The organism is Achromobacter sp. FW305-C-13 (genome assembly GCF_058783475.1).
In genome coordinates this window covers 1,002,756-1,021,360 of the sequence record NZ_JBYSYN010000001.1, presented here as the reverse complement: position 1 = coordinate 1,021,360, position 18,605 = coordinate 1,002,756, and the positions used below count along the sequence as shown (strand labels likewise).

Annotated in this window: 14 protein-coding genes; 7 read left to right on the top strand and 7 right to left on the bottom strand. The window is 66.8% G+C overall.

Annotated features, from left to right (window positions below; translation table 11 throughout):
• The first annotated feature begins 83 nt into the window (after nucleotides 1-83).
• Nucleotides 84-1,262, top strand: coding sequence for a low temperature requirement protein A (locus AC3WMU_RS04525; protein WP_280026066.1), 1,179 nt, complete (start codon nucleotides 84-86; stop codon nucleotides 1,260-1,262).
• Between the two features lie 13 nt (nucleotides 1,263-1,275).
• Here AC3WMU_RS04525 and AC3WMU_RS04520 read toward each other — a convergent pair whose 3' ends face one another.
• Nucleotides 1,276-2,199, bottom strand: coding sequence for a helix-turn-helix domain-containing protein (locus tag AC3WMU_RS04520; protein ID WP_492281916.1), 924 nt, complete (start codon nucleotides 2,197-2,199; stop codon nucleotides 1,276-1,278).
• A 147-nt stretch (nucleotides 2,200-2,346) separates the two neighbouring features.
• Here AC3WMU_RS04520 and AC3WMU_RS04515 point away from each other — a divergent pair, with 147 nt between their 5' ends.
• From AC3WMU_RS04515 to AC3WMU_RS04500, 4 genes are all read left to right on the top strand, one after another.
• On the top strand, nucleotides 2,347-4,338 hold the full coding sequence (locus AC3WMU_RS04515) for a TonB-dependent receptor (RefSeq protein ID WP_492281915.1): 1,992 nt from the start codon (nucleotides 2,347-2,349) through the stop codon (nucleotides 4,336-4,338).
• A gap of 15 nt (nucleotides 4,339-4,353) precedes the next feature.
• Nucleotides 4,354-5,382 (top strand): methyltransferase, encoded by a 1,029-nt coding sequence (locus AC3WMU_RS04510; protein ID WP_492281914.1) that lies wholly within the window; start codon nucleotides 4,354-4,356, stop codon nucleotides 5,380-5,382.
• Complete coding sequence (locus AC3WMU_RS04505) at nucleotides 5,379-6,584, top strand: MFS transporter (protein ID WP_492281913.1); 1,206 nt, start codon at nucleotides 5,379-5,381, stop codon at nucleotides 6,582-6,584. The genes AC3WMU_RS04510 and AC3WMU_RS04505 overlap by 4 nt, the downstream gene beginning before the upstream one ends.
• 84 nt (nucleotides 6,585-6,668) lie before the next feature.
• Nucleotides 6,669-6,959, top strand: a complete 291-nt coding sequence (locus AC3WMU_RS04500) for a hypothetical protein (RefSeq protein ID WP_006224406.1) — start codon at nucleotides 6,669-6,671, stop codon at nucleotides 6,957-6,959.
• A gap of 79 nt (nucleotides 6,960-7,038) precedes the next feature.
• Here AC3WMU_RS04500 and AC3WMU_RS04495 read toward each other — a convergent pair whose 3' ends face one another.
• Nucleotides 7,039-7,248, bottom strand: a complete 210-nt coding sequence (locus tag AC3WMU_RS04495) for a hypothetical protein (RefSeq protein ID WP_006224405.1) — start codon at nucleotides 7,246-7,248, stop codon at nucleotides 7,039-7,041.
• A gap of 106 nt (nucleotides 7,249-7,354) precedes the next feature.
• Nucleotides 7,355-8,209, bottom strand: coding sequence for an IclR family transcriptional regulator (locus tag AC3WMU_RS04490; protein ID WP_035212959.1), 855 nt, complete (start codon nucleotides 8,207-8,209; stop codon nucleotides 7,355-7,357).
• 199 nt (nucleotides 8,210-8,408) lie between these two features.
• Between AC3WMU_RS04490 and AC3WMU_RS04485 the strand changes: the two genes are divergently transcribed.
• Nucleotides 8,409-10,046 carry a GMC family oxidoreductase gene (locus AC3WMU_RS04485; RefSeq protein WP_006224403.1) on the top strand — a complete coding sequence of 546 codons (1,638 nt, stop codon included), beginning with the start codon at nucleotides 8,409-8,411 and terminating at the stop codon, nucleotides 10,044-10,046.
• Between the two features lie 77 nt (nucleotides 10,047-10,123).
• Nucleotides 10,124-11,464, top strand: coding sequence for an MFS transporter (locus tag AC3WMU_RS04480; protein ID WP_006224402.1), 1,341 nt, complete (start codon nucleotides 10,124-10,126; stop codon nucleotides 11,462-11,464).
• Between the two features lie 21 nt (nucleotides 11,465-11,485).
• Here the strand turns inward: AC3WMU_RS04480 and AC3WMU_RS04475 are convergent, their stop codons facing one another.
• The 4 genes from AC3WMU_RS04475 to AC3WMU_RS04460 form a co-directional block, all read right to left on the bottom strand.
• The gene (locus tag AC3WMU_RS04475; protein WP_006224401.1) at nucleotides 11,486-12,685 is read right to left on the bottom strand and encodes a M20 aminoacylase family protein; all 1,200 of its coding nucleotides are present in this window, start codon (nucleotides 12,683-12,685) and stop codon (nucleotides 11,486-11,488) included.
• A gap of 64 nt (nucleotides 12,686-12,749) precedes the next feature.
• On the bottom strand, nucleotides 12,750-13,826 hold the full coding sequence (locus AC3WMU_RS04470) for a Bug family tripartite tricarboxylate transporter substrate binding protein (protein ID WP_234704788.1): 1,077 nt from the start codon (nucleotides 13,824-13,826) through the stop codon (nucleotides 12,750-12,752).
• A 141-nt stretch (nucleotides 13,827-13,967) separates the two neighbouring features.
• The gene (locus AC3WMU_RS04465; RefSeq protein WP_424625781.1) at nucleotides 13,968-15,428 is read right to left on the bottom strand and encodes an efflux transporter outer membrane subunit; all 1,461 of its coding nucleotides are present in this window, start codon (nucleotides 15,426-15,428) and stop codon (nucleotides 13,968-13,970) included.
• A 5-nt stretch (nucleotides 15,429-15,433) separates the two neighbouring features.
• Nucleotides 15,434-18,583, bottom strand: coding sequence for a multidrug efflux RND transporter permease subunit (locus tag AC3WMU_RS04460; protein ID WP_424625782.1), 3,150 nt, complete (start codon nucleotides 18,581-18,583; stop codon nucleotides 15,434-15,436).
• Between the last annotated feature and the right edge of the window lie 22 nt (nucleotides 18,584-18,605).

The following is an 18,605-nucleotide window of genomic DNA, read 5'->3' as shown; positions in this document are numbered from 1 at the left end:
GCGCCGCTTTTGAATCATTGACATTTCCCCGCCCGCGCTCTGCAGTAATCTGGCAGCGCCCCTACCTACCGGACGCGCCCGCCATGAACTTTCTTGCCAGCGCCACGCTGCTTCGCCGCCGGGACGGCCACGAAGCCCGCGTCACTTATGTGGAATTGTTCTTCGACCTGGTGTACGTCTTTGCCGTGACGCAGCTGTCGCACAGCCTGCTGCACGACCTGACGCTGATGGGCGCCGTGCATACGCTGGTGTTGTGGTTCGCGGTCTGGCTGGGGTGGCAGTACACGTGCTGGGTCACCAACTGGTTCGATCCCGACGCCATCCCCATGCGGATCATGCTGTTCGCGGTGATGCTCGTGGGCCTGATCGCCGCCGCGGTCCTGCCCGGCGCATTTGGCGACAACGGCCTGATTTTCGCCGTCTGCTACGCGCTGCTACAGGTCGGACGTACGGCGTTCATCGTGCTGCACCTGGGGCCGAACCACCCGCTGGCCGACAATTTCCGGCGCATGCTGGGATGGCTCGGCATCTCCGCCGTGTTCTGGATCGCGGGCGGCCTGGCCTCGGGCGAAGCGCGGCTGGCGCTGTGGATCCTGGCCGTGGCGTGCGAGTACATTTCGCCGATGTTCGGCTTCCGCCTGCCCGGCATGGGGCGGTCTTACACCAGCGACTGGACGATCGAAGGCGGGCATCTGGCGGAGCGGTGCCAGTTGTTCGTGATCGTGGCGCTGGGCGAAACCCTGCTGATCACGGGCGCCACGCTGGGCGAACACCCGCATTGGGACGCCCCCACGCTGATCGCGCTGCTGGTGGCCTTCCTGGGCACGGCGGCGATGTGGTGGGTGTATTTCGACACCAGCAGCAAGGACGGCAGCAAAGCCATCGTGCATTCCTCGGACCCGGGCCGCATCGGCGCCTACTTCCACTACGTGCACGTGATTCTGATCGCAGGCGTCATCGTGTCGGCCGTGGCCAATGAACTCGTCATCCTGCATCCCGACGGCCGCATCGCCACCCCGGCCGCGGCTGCACTGATCGGCGGCCCCGCGCTCTACCTGCTGGGCAACGGCATCTATAAGACGGTGGTGTACGCGCGTTTTCCGCTATCGCATGGGGTCGGGCTGGTGTTGCTGGCGGCGCTGGCACCCGTGTCGTATGTGACCGACAACCTGATGGTGGGCGGCCTGACCACGCTGATCCTGGTGCTGGTGGCCGTCTGGGAAAGCGTGTCGCGGCGCCGCGCGGCGCGCGCCATGCAGTAAGCCTGCCCCGCCGTCAGCGGCGGTGCTTGCCGAACACGGATTTTGGCGCGCGGCCATGGAAGCGCGTGAACGCAGCGCTGAAATTGGCGGGATGCCGGTAGCCCACGCGATACGCGGCCTGCGCCACCTGGCAACCGGTTTCCAACAGTTCCCACGCCCGGCGCATCCGCAATTCCGTCAGCAGCCGGTGCGGACTGGTCCCGTAGAGCTTGCGGAACCCCTCCTTCAACTTGAATTCGTTCAAGCCCGTAGCCAGGCACAGGTACTGCACGGTCAGGTCCCGGTCCATCTGTTCCTGCATCAACGCCCGCGCGGCTTCCAAGCGGCCGATATCGGCCTGGCTAAGCCGCCCCGCTTCTGGCGCGGGCGCCAGGCCGCGCAATTGACGAGACAGCAACGTCAGCGCGCGGATGTGCGCATCCAAAGGGTCCACGCCTGACGCCAGTTCCATAGCCACGGAAGCCAGCTCGGGCGTAGTCCTGCCCTGCGACAGGCACCGCAAGCCCCCGGCGCCCAGCAGGCTTTCCGCGCGATCGTCGCCGGCATAGCGACGCAGCACCGGCTCGCCCACCAGCAAGCGCAATTGCGACACGGTGGCGCCGCCGGAATAGCGGCGCTCGCCCTGGCTGCGTTGAAACGCCGTGACGGTCGTGTGGCCGCCGCGGAAATCCAGGCCGGCGCCATCCGCGCCCCGGTAGGCTGACACGCCCTGCATCGCCAGCGTGATCACCAGCGTGCGCGCGCCATAACCGGCGGCGTTCTCTTCGATCAGGTCGCGTTGCGGTGTGTACTGCGAATGCACCAGGGTCAAGCCGTCGTCCAGCTCCAGCCGGTCCGCGCGGCAATCGCCCAGTTCCTGGGGCAAGGCAACGCGCCGCCAGCCTGGGCGGGGACTCTTGCCCGGTTGGGCAAGCAAGGACGAAACACGCATGACCATGAAGGCTTTCCTGTGCCGGCGCCGTTTTGCATACGGATGGATCCGGAACGCATATGAATGTGAATGATAGTTGTTCTCATAAAAAAATACCATCTTCGGGACGGCCGCACAAGGATAGCGGCCGCTTGAGTCCGCACAGGAAGCCCGATGATCCAGCCCCGCCCTCTTACGCCCATCGCCTGGGCCCTGCTTTGCATGGCCGCCGCGCCTGCCACACGCGCCCAGCCCCCCGCCGAACTGCCCGCCATCACCGTCACCGCCGACAAGCAGGAACGCGCGCTGGAAGACGTGCCGTCCAGCCTGTCCGTGTTCGACGGCGACATGCTCGAGGCGCAAGGCATCCAGAATGTGGAGTCCCTGCAAGCGATCACACCGGGACTCAGCTTCCAGCCTTTCGGCCAGGCCGGCGTGAACTCGCCCGTCATGCGCGGGCTGTCCGCCAACTTCTTCTCGTTCTCCACGTCGACCTTGCTGGTCGTGGACGGCGTGCCCACGCTGACGGCGCAAGGGTATGACGACCCATTGCTGGCGATCGACCGCGTGGAAGTGCTGCGCGGCCCGCAGTCCACCCTGTACGGGCGCAACGCCGAGGCCGGTGTGATCAACATTCACACCCGCCAGCCCGACAACACCTTGCGCGGCCAAATCTCGGCCGAAATCGGCAGCCGCGACCTGCGCGTGATGCGCTTCGACCTGAGCGGACCCTTGGTCGAAGACCGCCTGTACGCGAGCGTCGCCGGCGCCTGGCGCAGCCAGAACGGCTTCATCGACAACACCTATACCGGCCAGCGCGAAGACGACCGTGAAGTGCGCAACGGCAAGATCGCGTTGCGCTGGACGCCGTCCGCGCGCACCGACGCCACGCTGCGGTACGCGCAAGTGGACTACCGCGACGGCGCGGCCCTGTGGGGAGCGCCGACCGCGCCGCGCGACACGGTGGCCTCGGGTACGCCCAGCTGGAACCGGTCCATCGGACGCAGCGCATCGCTATCCGTGCGGCATGACTTCGATGCCGGCTTGCGCCTGTCTTCCGTGACCGCCTGGAATGATTTCCGCGACCGGGTCCAGCAAGACACCGATTTCCAGCCCGCCGACCTGTTGCATATCCAGCGTGACCACCAGTTCAGCAACCTGTCGCAAGAGCTCCGGCTGGAAGGCGACTGGAATCGCGCGCATTGGCTCGTCGGCCTGTACGCGGACGGCGACGACCACGACCTGCGCAATACGCAGAAGATGCCGCGCGGCCTGACGGAAAGCGTGGTCAAGTTGCGCGGCAATTCCACCGCCGCGTTCACGCATTGGACCGTCCCGCTGGCAGAGCGCTGGACGATCGAGGCCGGCGCGCGCCTCGAACGCGACGAGATCCGCTTCCGTCCCGAAGGAGATACGCAGCGCCGTGCCGACTGGACCCGCGTGACCCCGCGCGTCGCGCTGCAGTACGCGTTCGCGCCACGCCAGCAGGCCTACGTATCCGTGTCGGACGGATTCCGTGCAGGCGGCTTCAACGTCTTTTCGCCCGCCGCCAATTACGCCCCCTATCAACCCGAGACGCTGCGCGCCTACGAGATCGGCGCCAAGGGCTGGCTGCCCGGCAACCGCCTGCGCTATTCCAGCGCCGTCTACGTGATGACGGTCAAGAACATGCAGGTGCAGCAGATGCCCTTGCCCGGGCTGGTCTACGTGACCAACGCCGCATCGGCTCGCTCCGTCGGCGCGGAATTCGAATTGGAATACCTGTTGGGCGACGGCTGGTCGGCGCAGGCCGGGCTGGGCCTGAACCGCACACGGTTCTCGCGCTTCATGGACGGCGCCGCGGACTACAGCGGTAACCAGAATCCCTTTGCGCCGCGCATCAACGGCTACGTCAGCGCGCGCTATGACGCGCCCGCCGGCTGGTATGCGCAGGCGTCGCTGACCGGCACCGGCCGCGTCTATCTGGACGCCGCCAACCGTTATTCCCGCAACGGATACGGCCTGGTCAACCTGGCCGCCGGCGTCACCGTGCGCCAGGTCGAGATCACCGCCTACGTCAACAACCTGGCCAACCGGCGCTATGACGCCGTTGGCTATCAGAACGGCATCGTCACCGTCTACAGCCCGCCGCGCGAAGCCGGCTTGCGCTTCACCTGGCGCATCTAACAAGGACCACCCCTCATGCATACCGACCTTACCCACCCCATGCAGCGCTATTGGAACCTGGCCGCCGCGTCAGTCCAGGCGGCGGCGCTGGACGCCGCGCTGGAACGCGGCGTGCTGGATCACCTGACCGAACCGGCCAGCGCGGCGGAAGTGGCGCAGGCCCTGACCCTGCGCCCCGACCAGACCACGCATCTGCTGGACATGTTGTGGAGCCTGGACTTGCTGCACCGCATTGACGGCGACCCGGTGCGCTACCGGTGCCAACCCCAGGCGCGACAGTATTTCTGCCAAGGCCAGCCCGGCTATTGCGCCGACGCGTGGCGCTATCGCCGCCGCTCGCTTTGGCACTTCAGCGAACAACTGGACGCACTCCTGGACCTGGACAGCCCGCCGCCCGAGCCCTACGTGCAAACCAACGCCACCGGCTGGGCCCAGGCGGCGCGCGTGCAGATCGGGCAGGAGCAACGCGCCATTGCCGTGGCGGCGGCGCGCGAGGCCGTCGCCTGCGTGCCCGGCGCCGCCGACGCCCGGCGCATCCTGGACCTGGGAGGCGGCCCGGGGCTGATCGGCATCGCGCTGGTTCAAGCCCGCCCCGACAGCACGGGCGTGGTGTTCGACTGGCCCGAGACCGCCGCGGTGGCAAAGGAGAACATCGCGCAGGCCGGCTTGGCCAGCCGCATGACGGTGATCGGCGGCGACCTGGCGGCGGACCCGATCGGGCAGGCATACGACCTGATCTGGTGCTCGTCGGTCCTGCATTTCCTGCCGGACCCGGCCGCCACGCTGCGCAAGATGCATGATGCGCTGGCGCCGGGCGGGCAGCTGATCATGGCGCACGCGGAGATCCCCGCCGACGCCCGCGCCGCCGCACGCATGCTGCCCTACTACCTGCCGATGCTGCTGCTGGGCCGCCGCGTGACCCGCGCAGGCGAACTGGGCCGGATGCTGCAAGACAGCGGCTACCAGGACGTGCGCGGCTTTGACTCGGACCGCTTTCCGATGGCGCCCTTGCACGTGTTGTCGGCCCGCAAGGCTGCCGCATGAGCCCCGCCGTGCGCAACGGCCTGCGGCAAGCGCTGTTCGGCTGGCTGAACCTGGCGCTGACGGCGCCGGGTGTGTACCTGTGGCTGGGCTTGCCGCTGGTGCTGCGGCAGCACGGCTGGTCCGGCACGGCCATCGGCTTGTTCCAGCTGGCCAGCCTGCCCACCGTCTTCAAGTTCCTCTTCGCCCTGCCCCTGGACCGGCCCGCACGGCGGCGTGGCAACTATCGCATCTGGGCGGTCGGCCTGTTGTCCGCCTATGCGGCCGTGCTGTGCGCGTTGGGGTGGCGCGACTTGCTGGATGATGGGCGCGTGTTGTTCGCCTTGGCCGCGGCCGCGGCCCTGGCCGGCACGTGGGCCGACGTGCCGGTCAACGCGCTGGCGATCCGCGTCCTGCCCGCGACCAGCCGCGCCTGGGCAGGCGGCATCCGATCGATGGCCCTGTGCCTGGGCGCCATCGTCGGCGGCGGCCTCATGCTGGTTGCCCAAGCCCGCTGGGGCTGGCAGGCGCCCTTTGCCATCATGGCCGGTGCGCTGGCGCTGGGTGCGGCGCTGACGGCGTTCGTGAAAGAAGACGGCGAGCCGGAGGTGGCTACCGCTGCCGGCAATGACCGCCTTGCCCTCGCGTCCATCACTGCCTACTTCCGGCTGGATAGCACCCGATGCTGGCTGCCCATGCTGGCGTTGCTGTTTCCCTTCATCGGGTCAGGCTGGTTCTATCTGAAGCCCCTGCTGCTGGATCAGGGGCTGGCACCCGAAAGCGTGGCCTGGCTGGTGGGCGTGGCAGGCGGCGCCGTCGGCGCGGTAGCCAGCGCCTTGTCCGCGCGAGGCAGCAAGCGCTTGCGCCCCGCCGTGACGGTGCCGTGGCATGCGGCAGCCGGCTGCGCCGCCCTGCTGGCGCTCGCCATCGCGGTCTGGCTGCAGGCCCCGCCGCCGGTGCTGATTGCCTGCGCCATGGGCATCGCTGCCGCGATGGGCGCCACCGCGGCGCTGACGTTCAGCCTGATGATGTCGCATACCCGTCCCGGATTGGAGGCGCTGGATTACGGCATCCAGTCCAGCGTGTTCTCGCTGACCCGTGTCCTGGCGCCGCTGGCGGCCGGCGTGCTGATGGATGCGGCGGGCCAGGCATGGATGCTGACTGCGCTGGGGGTTGCGGCGGCGGGGGTGTGGGTGTTGGCGTTGCGCAAATTCGCGCAATGCTGACCCAAACTCTATTTCGGGGACATTGTGGCGACTGACACTGAGCAACGTAAAATGTCAGGCCTCCAGCCTCTACATGCTTTCCTTATGAACCTTGAACGACTGCGCCGCGAATTTCCCGACTTCGACATAACCACCCTGCCGACCCTACCCGAAGGGTATTTGGACACGTCGAGCTACATCGATGCCGCTCCTTCATTCGAGAACAAGGAGCGCGGTTTGAAAGTGTTTGTCGACTATGCCAACTATGCCGACCGCGAATCCGGCAGAAGCCAGCGCTTCTGCGTGTCGCGCTACGACGAGGAAGAGGGCGACTACGAGGACGTCGCCCTGTCGACCAACGATTGGGCCGAAGTCATTCGCTTCCTGAGCGCCTGACGCTGCTGCTCAATCCAACAAACCGCAATCGGGATAGGCCCCTTGCGATAAGCCCGAGATGCGCGTCGCCTCGTCCGCGCTACGCGGCGAGGTCTTCCTGAGGTGCTTTCACCTCTTTTTCCTTCTTCTCCTTTTTTTCTCCATCGTAATGAGACTTGATGGCGAAAAACATGCCCGTGCCCAACACGAGGATCTTGAACGTACCGAAGACGACAGGGACCCAAAAATTCATCATTTCCTCAAAACGCTGCTTCAGCAGCTTTAATTTCGGGTCAAATTTTAGCGTCAAGCTCCATACCTATTGTTGAAGCGCGCAAATTCAACGCACCGTTTTCGGTAAGCGATTGATTTCTATAGATTAGTATTTTCGCTTCGAATAGATTTCTACCGCTGGCTCAGCCTCCGGGCCGATGCTGAGCCAGCACCTCGTGCAGCGACTGCGCCGCGCGCTGCAACACTGGCACCGCCCGCAGCAGGTCATCCAGCATGATGCGCGCGGTGGGCGCGTGGCAGGCCACGGCCGCCACTACCCGGTCTTCCGCATCCTTGACCGGCACCGCCACGGCACTCATGCCGCGCACGAATTCCTCGTTGTCGATGCCAATGCCACGCGCCGCCAACCGTTCCAATTCTTCTTCCAGCTTCACGGGATCGGTCAAGGTTCGCGGCGTGTTGCGCGTGAGCGGCAAACGGGCCAGCACTCGGCCTCGCTCCAGCCGGTTCATAGATGCCAGGAACAGTTTGCCGCTTGCCGTGCAGTGCATCGGCACGTGGCTGCCCACCGCGAAGAACAGGCGCAGCGGCTCGGTGGTTTCCACCCGTTCCATATAGATCACACGGTCGCCGTCCGGCGCCGTCAGGTTGCAGGTTTCTCCCAGCGTGCCGGCCAGTTGCGCCAGCACAGCGCGGCATGCCCGCGTGAACGCCGAGGCGCGCAAGGTGGACAAGGCCAGTGACGTGGCCTGCGGCCCCGGCACGAAGCCGTGTTCGGTCGGCGTGGCGGCCACGAAGCCGGCACGCTGCATGGCGGCCAACAGGCGCATCAACGTGGTCTTCGGCATGTCCAGGCGCTGCGCCAATTGCGCCAGCGTGGGCGGATGTTGGGCCCGCGCCAGGTGCTCCAGCACCACCAGGGCGCGCAGCGAACGCGCGGCCTCCTGCACGGCGGGCGTGTCGACCGAAGCGCCGGCAGGCGCCTCTACCGATGCTGCACTGCGATTTTGAAACCGAAGTTGCATGTTCCGTTCCATTTTGCCGCCCCCACGCGTGTTGTGCTTTGCGCGACGCGCCCGCTTCCTAGAATCGCCACAGATCCCCAGCCGAATGCAGCGTCTCTGGGCGCTGCCGGGATCGACCCAGTATATAAGTGCGCCCCGCCGCGGCAAGCAGGGTAAACGCGCCGTCCCGCCGACGTGGCGCAGGCGGACGACAACAGGGAGACAAGGCAATATGTCCGACACCGTGGATGTCATCGTGGTTGGCGCCGGCTCAGCCGGATGCGTGATGGCCAACCGGCTGAGCGCCGACGGCGCACTGTCCGTGTGCCTGCTGGAAGCCGGCCCCAGGGACCGCTCCCCGTGGATACATATCCCCATCGGCTATGGCAAGACGATGTTCCACAAGGTGGTGAACTGGGGCTATTACACCGACCCCGATCCCAACATGCTGGGCCGGCGCATCTACTGGCCGCGCGGCCGCACGCTGGGCGGATCCAGCGCCATCAACGGGCTGATCTACATTCGCGGCCAGCGGCAGGATTACGACGCTTGGCGCGACGCCGGCAACCCGGGATGGGGCTGGGACGATTGCCTGCCGGCCTTCCGCAAGCTGGAAAACAACGACCTGGGCGCGGGGCCCACCCGAGGAGTGGACGGCCCCTTGAACGCCACCTCCATCAAAACGCCGCATCCGCTGGTGGAAGCCATGATCGCGGCGGCCGGCACACAGGGCGTGCCGCACGTGCAGGACTTCAACACGGGCGACCAGGAAGGCGTGGGCTATTACCAGCTGACCACGCGCAATGGCTGGCGCTGTTCGACGGCAGTGGCCTATCTGCGCCCGGCCGAAGGGCGCCCCAATCTGCGCGTGGAAACCGGCGCCCACACGATGGCCGTGCTGTTCGAAGGCAGCCGCGCCTGCGGCGTGCGCTACCGGCAGGACGGCCAGGTGCGCACGCTGCGCGCACGGCGCGAAGTGGTGCTGTGCGCGGGCGCGCTGCAATCGCCGCAACTGCTGCAACTGTCCGGCGTCGGGCCGGCCGCGCTGCTGCGGCAGTTCGGCATCGGCGTGGTGCGGGATCTGCCGGGCGTCGGCGAGAACCTGCAGGACCACCTGCAGATCAGGCTCATCTACGAAACCACGCGGCCCATCACCACCAACGACCAGTTGCGCACGCTGAGTGGCCGCGCCCGCATGGGACTGCAGTGGCTGCTGTTTCGCGGTGGGCCCCTGGCCGTCGGGATCAACCAGGGCGGCCTGTTCTGCCGGGTGAACCCCGCCAGCCGCACGCCCGACACCCAGTTCCATTTCGCGACCCTGTCGGCTGACCTGGCCGGCGGCAAGGTGCATCCGTTTTCGGGTTGCACGTATTCGGTCTGCCAGTTGCGCCCGTCTTCGCGCGGCCAGGTCCGGCTGCGCAGCGCGGACCCGTTCGAGGCGCCTTCCATGCAGCCCAATTACCTGTCCACCGAATTGGACCGGCGCATGACGATCGCCGCGGTCAAGTATGCGCGCGCGCTGGCCGCGACGGAACCGCTGGCCGGATTGATGAAGCGGGAATTCCGCCCCGGGCCGGACGTGCGCACGGACGACGAGATCCTGCACTTCTGCCGGGAATACGGCGCCACCATCTTCCATCCCTCCGGTACCGCCAAGATGGGACCGCGCAGCGATCCGATGGCCGTGGTGGACGAGCGCCTGCGCGTGCACGGCGTGGCCGGCCTGCGCGTGGTGGATTGTTCCATCATGCCCACGCTGGTTTCCGGCAACACCAATGTGCCTGTCGTGATGCTGGCCGAACGCGCAGCCGGATTCATGCTGGAGGATCTGAAGGCAACGCGGCGGCAGGCCGAGCTGGTCGCCGCGTAAGGCACGAGCAACCCCCGCAGCAAAGCATGGCGAGCGGCAACGCAGAGTGCCCCGCCCCCCCATCAAAGGAGACTGGAATGGCCAAGCAGAACGAAGCCGCAGTACGCCGTGTCGTCACCGCGTCGCTGATCGGCGCCACGATCGAGTGGTACGACTTTTTCCTCTACGGTGTCGTGGCGGGCATCGTATTCAACAAGCTGTACTTTCCCACCGGCGACCCGCTGGTCTCGACCATGCTGGCCTACACCACGTTCGCCGTGGGCTTCGTGACGCGGCCGCTAGGCGGCCTGATCTTCGGCCATTTCGGCGACCGCATCGGCAGGAAAAGCATGCTGGTGATGACGCTGATGATCATGGGCGTGTCCACATTCCTGATCGGTCTGGTGCCCACCTACGACAGCATCGGCGTCTGGGCGCCCATCCTGTTGCTGCTGCTGCGCGTGTTCCAGGGCATCGGCCTGGGAGGCGAATGGGGCGGCGCGGTGCTGATGGCGTATGAATACGCGCCGCCAGGCAAGAAAGGCTTCTACGCGTCGCTGCCGCAGATCGGGCTGGCGATCGGCCTGTGTCTGGCCTCCGGCACCGTGGCGCTGCTGTCCACCTTGCTGACCGACGAGCAGTTCATGGCCTGGGGCTGGCGCATCGCCTTCCTGGCGTCGGCCGCCATGGTGCTGGTGGGCATGTACATCCGCCTGAACATCAAGGAAACGCCCGAGTTCACCGCGGTCAAGGAAAGCAACGCCGAAAGCCGCATTCCCTTCTTCGACATGCTCAAGCGCTACCCGGGCAACGTCTTCAAAGGCATGGGCGCCCGCTACATCGACGGCGTGTTCTTTAACGTGTTCGGCGTGTTCTCGATCTCGTACCTGACGCAAACCGTGCAGATCACGCGAACCGAAGCGCTGACGGGCGTGATGGCCGCGGCCCTGGTGATGTGCTTCTTCATCCCCTTCTTCGGCAGATTGTCCGACCGCATCGGCCGCACCCGCGTCTACTTCTGGGGATCGCTGATCACCGCCGCGGCATCCTTCCCGGGGTTCTGGCTGATGCTGCACAGCGAAGGCAGCGTGATGCTGATCTGGCTGGCGATCATCATCCCGTTCGGCATCTTCTATGCCGCCGTGTATGGTCCCGAGGCCGCCCTGTTCTGCGAGCTCTTTGACGCCAAGGTGCGCTACACCGGCATCTCGTTCGTCTACCAGTTCTCGGGCATCTTCGCCTCCGGCATCACGCCCATCATTGCCACCGCCCTGCTCAAGACCGGCGGCGGCCAGCCGTGGCTGATCTGCCTGTATGTGCTGTTTGCCGGGGTGGTGTCGGCGCTGTGCGCATGGCTGATCGGGCGCGGCCGGCCGGCGGACGAGCCCGCCAGCCACCCGGCGGCGCCCCTGCCCCGGGCGGGGTTGCGCAAGGCCTGAGCGGGGGGTGCGGCGCCGTACTCAGGCGCGCGGCGGCCGCGCAAACCAGGCTTCTGCCAGCTTCACGAACGCGCTGGCGCCAATCGGCAGCAGCGCGTCGTTGAAGTCGTAGCTGGTGTTGTGGACCAGGCACGGCCCCTCGCCGTGGCCCAGTTCGCGGTGCCCGCCATCGCCATTGCCGATGAAGCAATAGCTGCCGGGCACCGCTTCCAGCATGAAGGAGAAGTCTTCCGCGGCCATGATGGGCGTCTGCGCCAGCAAGCGCTCCTGGCCGACCACCTGGGCCAGCGCTTCGCGCATGAAGGCCGTCTCGGCCTCGTGGTTGATCGTGGACGGATAGTGGCGCGTGAAGACGAAATCGCATTCGGCGCCGAACATGGCGGCCACGTGCTGCGCCACCTCGCCCATGCGTCGCTCGATCAGGTCCAGCGTCTCGGCGGTGTAGGCGCGCACCGTGCCGCCCAGTTCGCAGGTGTCGGGGATGACGTTGACGGCCTCGCCCGCCCGCAGCGTGGTCACGGAAATGACGGCCGTCTCAAGCGGCTTCTTGTTGCGGCTGATGATGGTCTGGAAGGCTTCGATCATCTGGCCGGCCGCCGGGATTGGATCGATGGCCAGGTGCGGCATGGCGGCATGGCCCCCCTTGCCGCGGATGGTCACGTGGAACTCGCTGTTGGATGCCAGCACCGGGCCCGGCGACGACGCGAAACTGCCCTCCGGGATGCCCGGCATGTTGTGCATGCCGAACACGGCTTCCATCGGAAATTTCTCGAACAGGCCGTCACGCATCATCTCGCGCGCGCCGCCGCCGCGTTCTTCGGCGGGCTGGAAGATCAGGTAGACGGTGCCGTCGAAATTGCGGTGGCGCGCCAGGTACTGGGCTGCGCCCAGCAGCATGGCGGTGTGGCCATCATGGCCGCAGGCGTGCATCACGCCCGCGTGCTTGCTGGCGTGCGCGAACTGGTTCGCTTCCTGCATGGGCAGCGCGTCCATGTCGGCGCGCAGCCCCAGTGTGCGCGATGAGGTGCCGTTGCGGATCACGCCCACCAGGCCGGTCTTGCCAAAGCCCCGGTGCAGCTCGATGCCCCAGCTCTCCAGCAGCTCGGCCACCCGTTGCGCAGTGCGGTTCTCCTCGAACGCCAGTTCGGGATGGGCGTGGATGTCGCGCCGGACGTCTCGAATGGCGGGGGCGTTTTCAACAATCTCTTCAATCAGGTTCATGGCTACCGGTGCCGGCTCCCCGCAGGGAGCCGTTGATTCCAGGGTTGGAGGGAAAGGATGAGGATCAATCGGGCTTGATGCCCAGCTTGCGCAGCACGGGGCCGGTGGCCTCGCGCTCGTCGGCGACGCGCTGCGCGAAGGCGCTGGCTTCCAGATGGTACGGCAGCGAGCCGTGGCTGGCGTACATTTGGCGCATGGCGCCGTCCTGCTGCGCGCGGCCGATCTCGGCGTTCAGACGCTTGACGATGGCTTCCGGCGTGCCCGCACGCGCGGCCAGCCCAAGCCACACCGCGCCTTCGAAGCCGCGGAAGTCCTGCTGCGCCAGCGTCGGCGCGCGGCCAAAGGCGGCATCGGGCACCGCGTCGCTGATGGCTAGCACGCGCAGGCGCCCTTCCTTGACCATCGGTTCGACCAGCGCGGTGCCGGCGAAATACATCTGCGTATCGCCGGCAAGCACCGAATTGAGCGCGCCCGTACCCGTCTTGAACGGCACGTGCATGATGTCCACGCCGGCCTGTTCGCGCAGCATTTCGAATAGCACATGTGGCGGGCTGCCGTTGCCCGAAGACGCATAGTTCAGCCGGCCCGGCTGCTGGCGGGCCAGCGCGAACAACTGCGCCAGCGACTGCGCCGGCACCTTGTCGTTGACCGTCAGCGCCATGGGGATGACGGCCAACGGACTGACGGGCACTACATCGCGCACCGGGTCATACGTCAGCGCGGGAAAGATGTAAGGGTTCCACACCAGATGGGCGTTGGTGACGAGCGCCAGCGTGTATCCGTCGGCGGGCGCCGACTTCAGTTGCTGCATGGCCAGCAGACCGCCCGCGCCGGGCTTGTTTTCAACGACGACAGGCTGGCCGAATGCGTTATGCAACCGCTCGGCCAGCGGCCGCGCGAACAGGTCAGGCAGGCTGCCCGGCCCGCCGTTGACCACAATGGTCATCGGCCGGGCGGGCCACTCGGCCGCACTGGCGGGCACCGCGGCCGCCAACGCCGCGCAAGCGGCCAGACCGCCGCAGGCACGCCGTAACCACGAACGCCAGAACCCGGCGCCGCGTGCCGACTGCGCACGCCCGGCACGCGGGGACGCCGCGCGGGATAGCTTCCGGCACGGCCGGCTGTCGCTTGGACGTATCACTGCTTGTCTCCTCGTGCGCCTGCCGCCGGCGAAAAGCCAGGGAATGGCAGCCGGCTCTCTGGCGGCGCTTTTTTTCTACGATAAGCAGCATAAATCTCGACGTCAATATCTTTTATCGAGATTTTGAAAAATAGGGCTAAATCATCCCTCCCCGGCTCCCGCAGCCGCGACCGGCGGCCGTTCGCCCGGCCAGCCGCCGCCCAAGGCCTTGAACAGGCTTGCCAGGGCCATCTGGCGCTGGGTGCTGACCTCGATATAGCTCAGCTGGTCGGTAAACGCGCTGCGCTGGGCGTCCAGGTAACGCAGATGGCTATCCACGCCGCCGCGGTAGCGGGCTTCCGACAGCCGCATGGCTTCCAGACTGGACTCGGCCAAGGCCCGGCGCGACGCTTCCTCGCGCCGCAGGGTGTCGGTGGCCGCCAACGCGTCGGCCACTTCCTTGAACGCCGTCTGGATGGTCTTTTCGTAGGCCGCGACCGCAATGTCCTTGCGCACGTGCGACAGATCCAGGTTGGCGGTGTTGCGGCCGCCCGCGAAGATCGGCAGCGTGATCTGCGGCGTGAACGACCAGGCACGCTGGCCGCCGTCGAACAGGTTGGACAAGTCGGCGCTGGACGATCCGAACAGGCCGGTCAGCGAAATACTGGGAAAGAACGCCGCCCGCGCGGCACCGATGCTGGCGTTGCGCGACTGCAACTGATGCTCGGCCGCCAGGATGTCGGGCCGGCGCTCCAGCAGTTCAGAGGGCGCGCCCGCCGCGATTTCTTGCAGCAGCACGGGGGAAGCCGCCAGTTGCTGCGGCAGGTAGGGTCCCAGGTCGTTCACGCCCACCAGCAACGCCAGCGCGTTGCCGGCCTGCCGCACTTCGCGGTCCATGCGCTCGAGTTCCGCCCGCGCCTGCTCGGTCAAGCCCAGCGCCTCCTGGTAATCCAGCGCCGTGGCCGCGCCGGCCTGGCGCCGCTTGACGATCAGTTCCAGCGATGACTCGCGGCTGGCCAGCGTCTGGCGCGTGACCAGCAGGCGGCGCTGGGCGCTGTCGCGCGTCAGATAGGCCTGGATCACTTCGGCCACCAGGCTGATCCGCGTGCTATGCGCGGTTTCCTCGGTTGCCAGGTATTCCTGCAACGCGGCGTCCGACAGGCTGCGCACGCGACCGAACAGATCGATCTCGAACGAGGTCAGCCCGATTCCAGCCTGGTAGGTGCTTTGCACGCCGGCGCTGCCGGTGCTGCTCAAGTCGCCCGGCACCCGTTGGCGCGTGCCCGTGCCTTGGGCGTTGATGCCCGGCAGGCGGTCCGCGCGTTCGATCCGGTACTGCGCCCGCGCCGCTTCGATGTTCAGCACGGCCTGGCGCAGGTCGCGGTTGTTCTCAAGCGCCAGCGCCACCAGTTGCCGCAGCGGCGCATCGGTCACGAACGACTGCCAGTCCAGCGTAGCCGCCGCCGACGGCGCGGCCGGCGCGGCCGGCTGATTGAACTGCGCCGGATACTGCGCGGGAATCGGCGCGTCGGGCCGCTGGTGCACCGGCGCCAGCGAGCATCCCGCCAGCACCGCGCTCAGCGCCAGGGCGCCCAGGCGCAAGGGGAAAAAGGTTTGCATCATGAGTCTTACTCCTCGGCCGTGCGCGGGGCCGGCAAGGGTTCGGATGCCGGCCGGCCGCGTTGCTTCGACACCAGCGACAGCACCCACACAAAGAAGATGGGCACGAAGATCACGCCCAGCAGCGTGGCGGTCAGCATGCCGCCGATCACGCCCACGCCCAGGGCACGCTGGCTGGCGGCGCCCGCGCCGCTGGCCAACGCCAGCGGCACCACGCCCAGGATGAACGCCAGCGACGTCATCACAATGGGGCGGAAGCGCAGCTTGGCGGCCTGGATGGCGGCGTCCATCAGCGAATGGCCCTGCTCGCGCAGGCTCTTGGCGAACTCCACGATCAGGATCGCGTTCTTGGCCGCCAGCCCGATGATGGTGATCAGGCCGACCTTGAAGTACACGTCGTTCGACATGCCCAGCACCGTTACCGCCAGCACCGACCCGAGCGCGCCGATCGGCACGATCAACATGACGGACGCGGGGATGGCCCAGCTTTCATACAGGGCGACCATCAGCAGGAACACCACCAGAAACGCCAGCGCGAACAGCATCGGCGCCTGCGCCCCGGCAAACTTCTCCTGGTAGGACAGGCCCGTCCATTCATAGCCGATGCCGCTGGGCAGTTCCGACACGATGCGCTCGATCTCGGCCATCGCTTCGCCGGTGCTGCGCCCGGGCATCGCGTCGCCCGCGATCTTGAACGCCGGATAGCCGTTGTAGCGCGAGATCTGCACCGGGCCGTTCTCCCAACTGGTCTGCACGAACGCGCTCAGCGGGACCATGCCGCCCGACTTGTTGCGCACGTTCAGCATCAGGATGCTCTCGGGCGTCATGCGGTCGCGCACGTCCGCCTGCACCACCACGCGCTGCAAGCGCCCGGCGTTGGCGAAGTCGTTGATGGTGGCGGACCCGTAGGCCGACGAGATCGCCGTGCTGATCGTGTCGAACCCGATGCCCAGCGCTTCCGCCTTCTGGCGGTCGATGTCCAGGCGCAACTGCGGCGCGTCGGCCAGGCCTTCCATCATGGCGTAGGCGATCACCGGCGAACTGTTGGCCTTGGCCAGCAGCTGGTTGCGCGCGTCCGTCAGGGCCGCGCGGCCCAGGCCGCCGCGGTCTTGCAGGCGCAGCGCGAAGCCGCCGGAGTTGCCCAGGCCGTCGATGGGCGGCGGGTTCACCGCCATGATCGACCCATCGTCGATGGCCGCAAAGCGCGCGTTCACGCTGTTGGCCACGTCGCTGGCGGCCTGGCCCTTGCCGCGCTCGGACCAGTCCTTCAGCGTCGGGAACGCGATGCCGGCGTTCTGGCCCGTGCCCGAGAAGCTGAAGCCCATCACCGTGAAAGCGTCACCCATCGCGTCCAGCGACATCAGGTGCTGCTCGACGTCCGCCACAACCTTGTCGGTGCGGGTGTGGGTGGCCCCGGGCGGCAACTGGACGTCGACGATCACATAACCCTGGTCTTCCGGCGGCACGAACGATTCCGGCACGCGCACGTACAGCACGCCCAGCACCGCCACGATCGCCACGTAGATCACCATGTAGCGGCCGGTGCGCTTGACCAGCCGCGTGTTCAGCGCCTCGAAGCGGCCGGTCAGGCGGTTGAAGCTGCGGTTGAACCAGCCGAAAAATCCTTTCTTTTCATCGTGATGGCCCTTGGGAATGGGCTTGAGGAACGTGGCGCACAAGGCGGGCGTGAACGTCAGCGCCAGGAAACCCGAGAACAGGATCGACACTGCCAGCGATAGCGAGAACTGCTGGTAGATCACGCCGACCGAACCGCTCATGAACGCCAGCGGCAGGAATACGGCGGACAGCACCAGCGTGATGCCGACGATGGCGCCCGACACCTGCTCCATCGCCTTGACCGTGGCCTCGCGCGGCGGCAAGCCTTCTTCGGCCATGATGCGTTCCACGTTCTCGACCACCACGATGGCGTCGTCCACCAGGATGCCGATGGCCAGCACCATGCCGAACATCGTCATCATGTTCACCGAGAAGCCCAGCACGGACATCACCGCGAATGTGCCCAGCAGGCACACGGGCACCACGATCGTGGGGATCAGGGTGTAGCGGATGTTCTGCAGGAACAGGAACATCACCAGGAAGACCAGCACCATCGCTTCCAGCAGCGTGTGCACGACCTTTTCAATTGCCACGCTGACAAAGCGCGACGTGTCGAACGGCACCGAGAATTCCACGTCTTCGGGGAACGAGGCGGACAACTCCTGCAGGCGCGCCTTCACGGCCTTGACCGTATCGATCGCATTGGCGCCGGGCGCCAGCTGCACGGCCGCGCCGACCGACTTCTTGCCATTCAGTCGCGTTTCAAAGTCGTAGCTCTGGCGGCCCACTTCCAGGCGCGCCACGTCCGCCAGGTGCACGGACGAGCCGTCGTCGTTGGCGCGCAGCACGATCCTGCCGAATTCTTCCGGCGAATCCAGCATGCCCTTCACGGCCAGGGTGGCCGTCAGTTCCTGCTCGGCCGAACCGGGACGGCTGCCGAAGCTGCCTGCCGGCACCTGCACGTTCTGGGCGGCGATGGCGGCATTCACGTCGGCCACCGACAGGCCCAGGCCCAGCAACTTCTGCGGGTCGATCCACACCCGCATGGCCGCTTCGGCGCCGAAGAACTGCACCTTGCCCACGCCGTCGACGCGACGGATCTCGTTGTTGATATGGCGCGCCGCGTAGTCCGACAGGCCCACCACGTCCTTGTGCGCATCGTCGCCCTTGTAGGTCAGGGCGTAGATCATCAGGAAGTTCGAGCTGGCCTGTTCGACCTGCAGGCCCTGCTGCGTCACGGCGGACGGCAGGCGGGCTTCCGCCTTCTTGATGCGATTCTGCACGTCGACCTGGGCCAGGTCGGGGTCCGTGCCCGGCTCGAACGTGACGGTGATTTCGGCGCTGCCGCTGGAGCTGCTGGACGACTCGTAGTACAGCATGTGCTTGGCGCCGTTCAGCTCTTCTTCGATGACGCTTGTCACCGAATCGACCAGCACCGAAGCGGAGGCGCCCGGGTATACGGCGGCGATGGTCACCTGGGGCGGCGCCACCACCGGAAACTGCGAGACCGGCAGCGACGGAATCGCCAACAGGCCCGCCAGCGAAATGAAGATGGCCACCACCCACGCGAAATTGGGGCGGCCAATGAAAAACTTGGACATGATCTATCCTTGCGAAGGCATG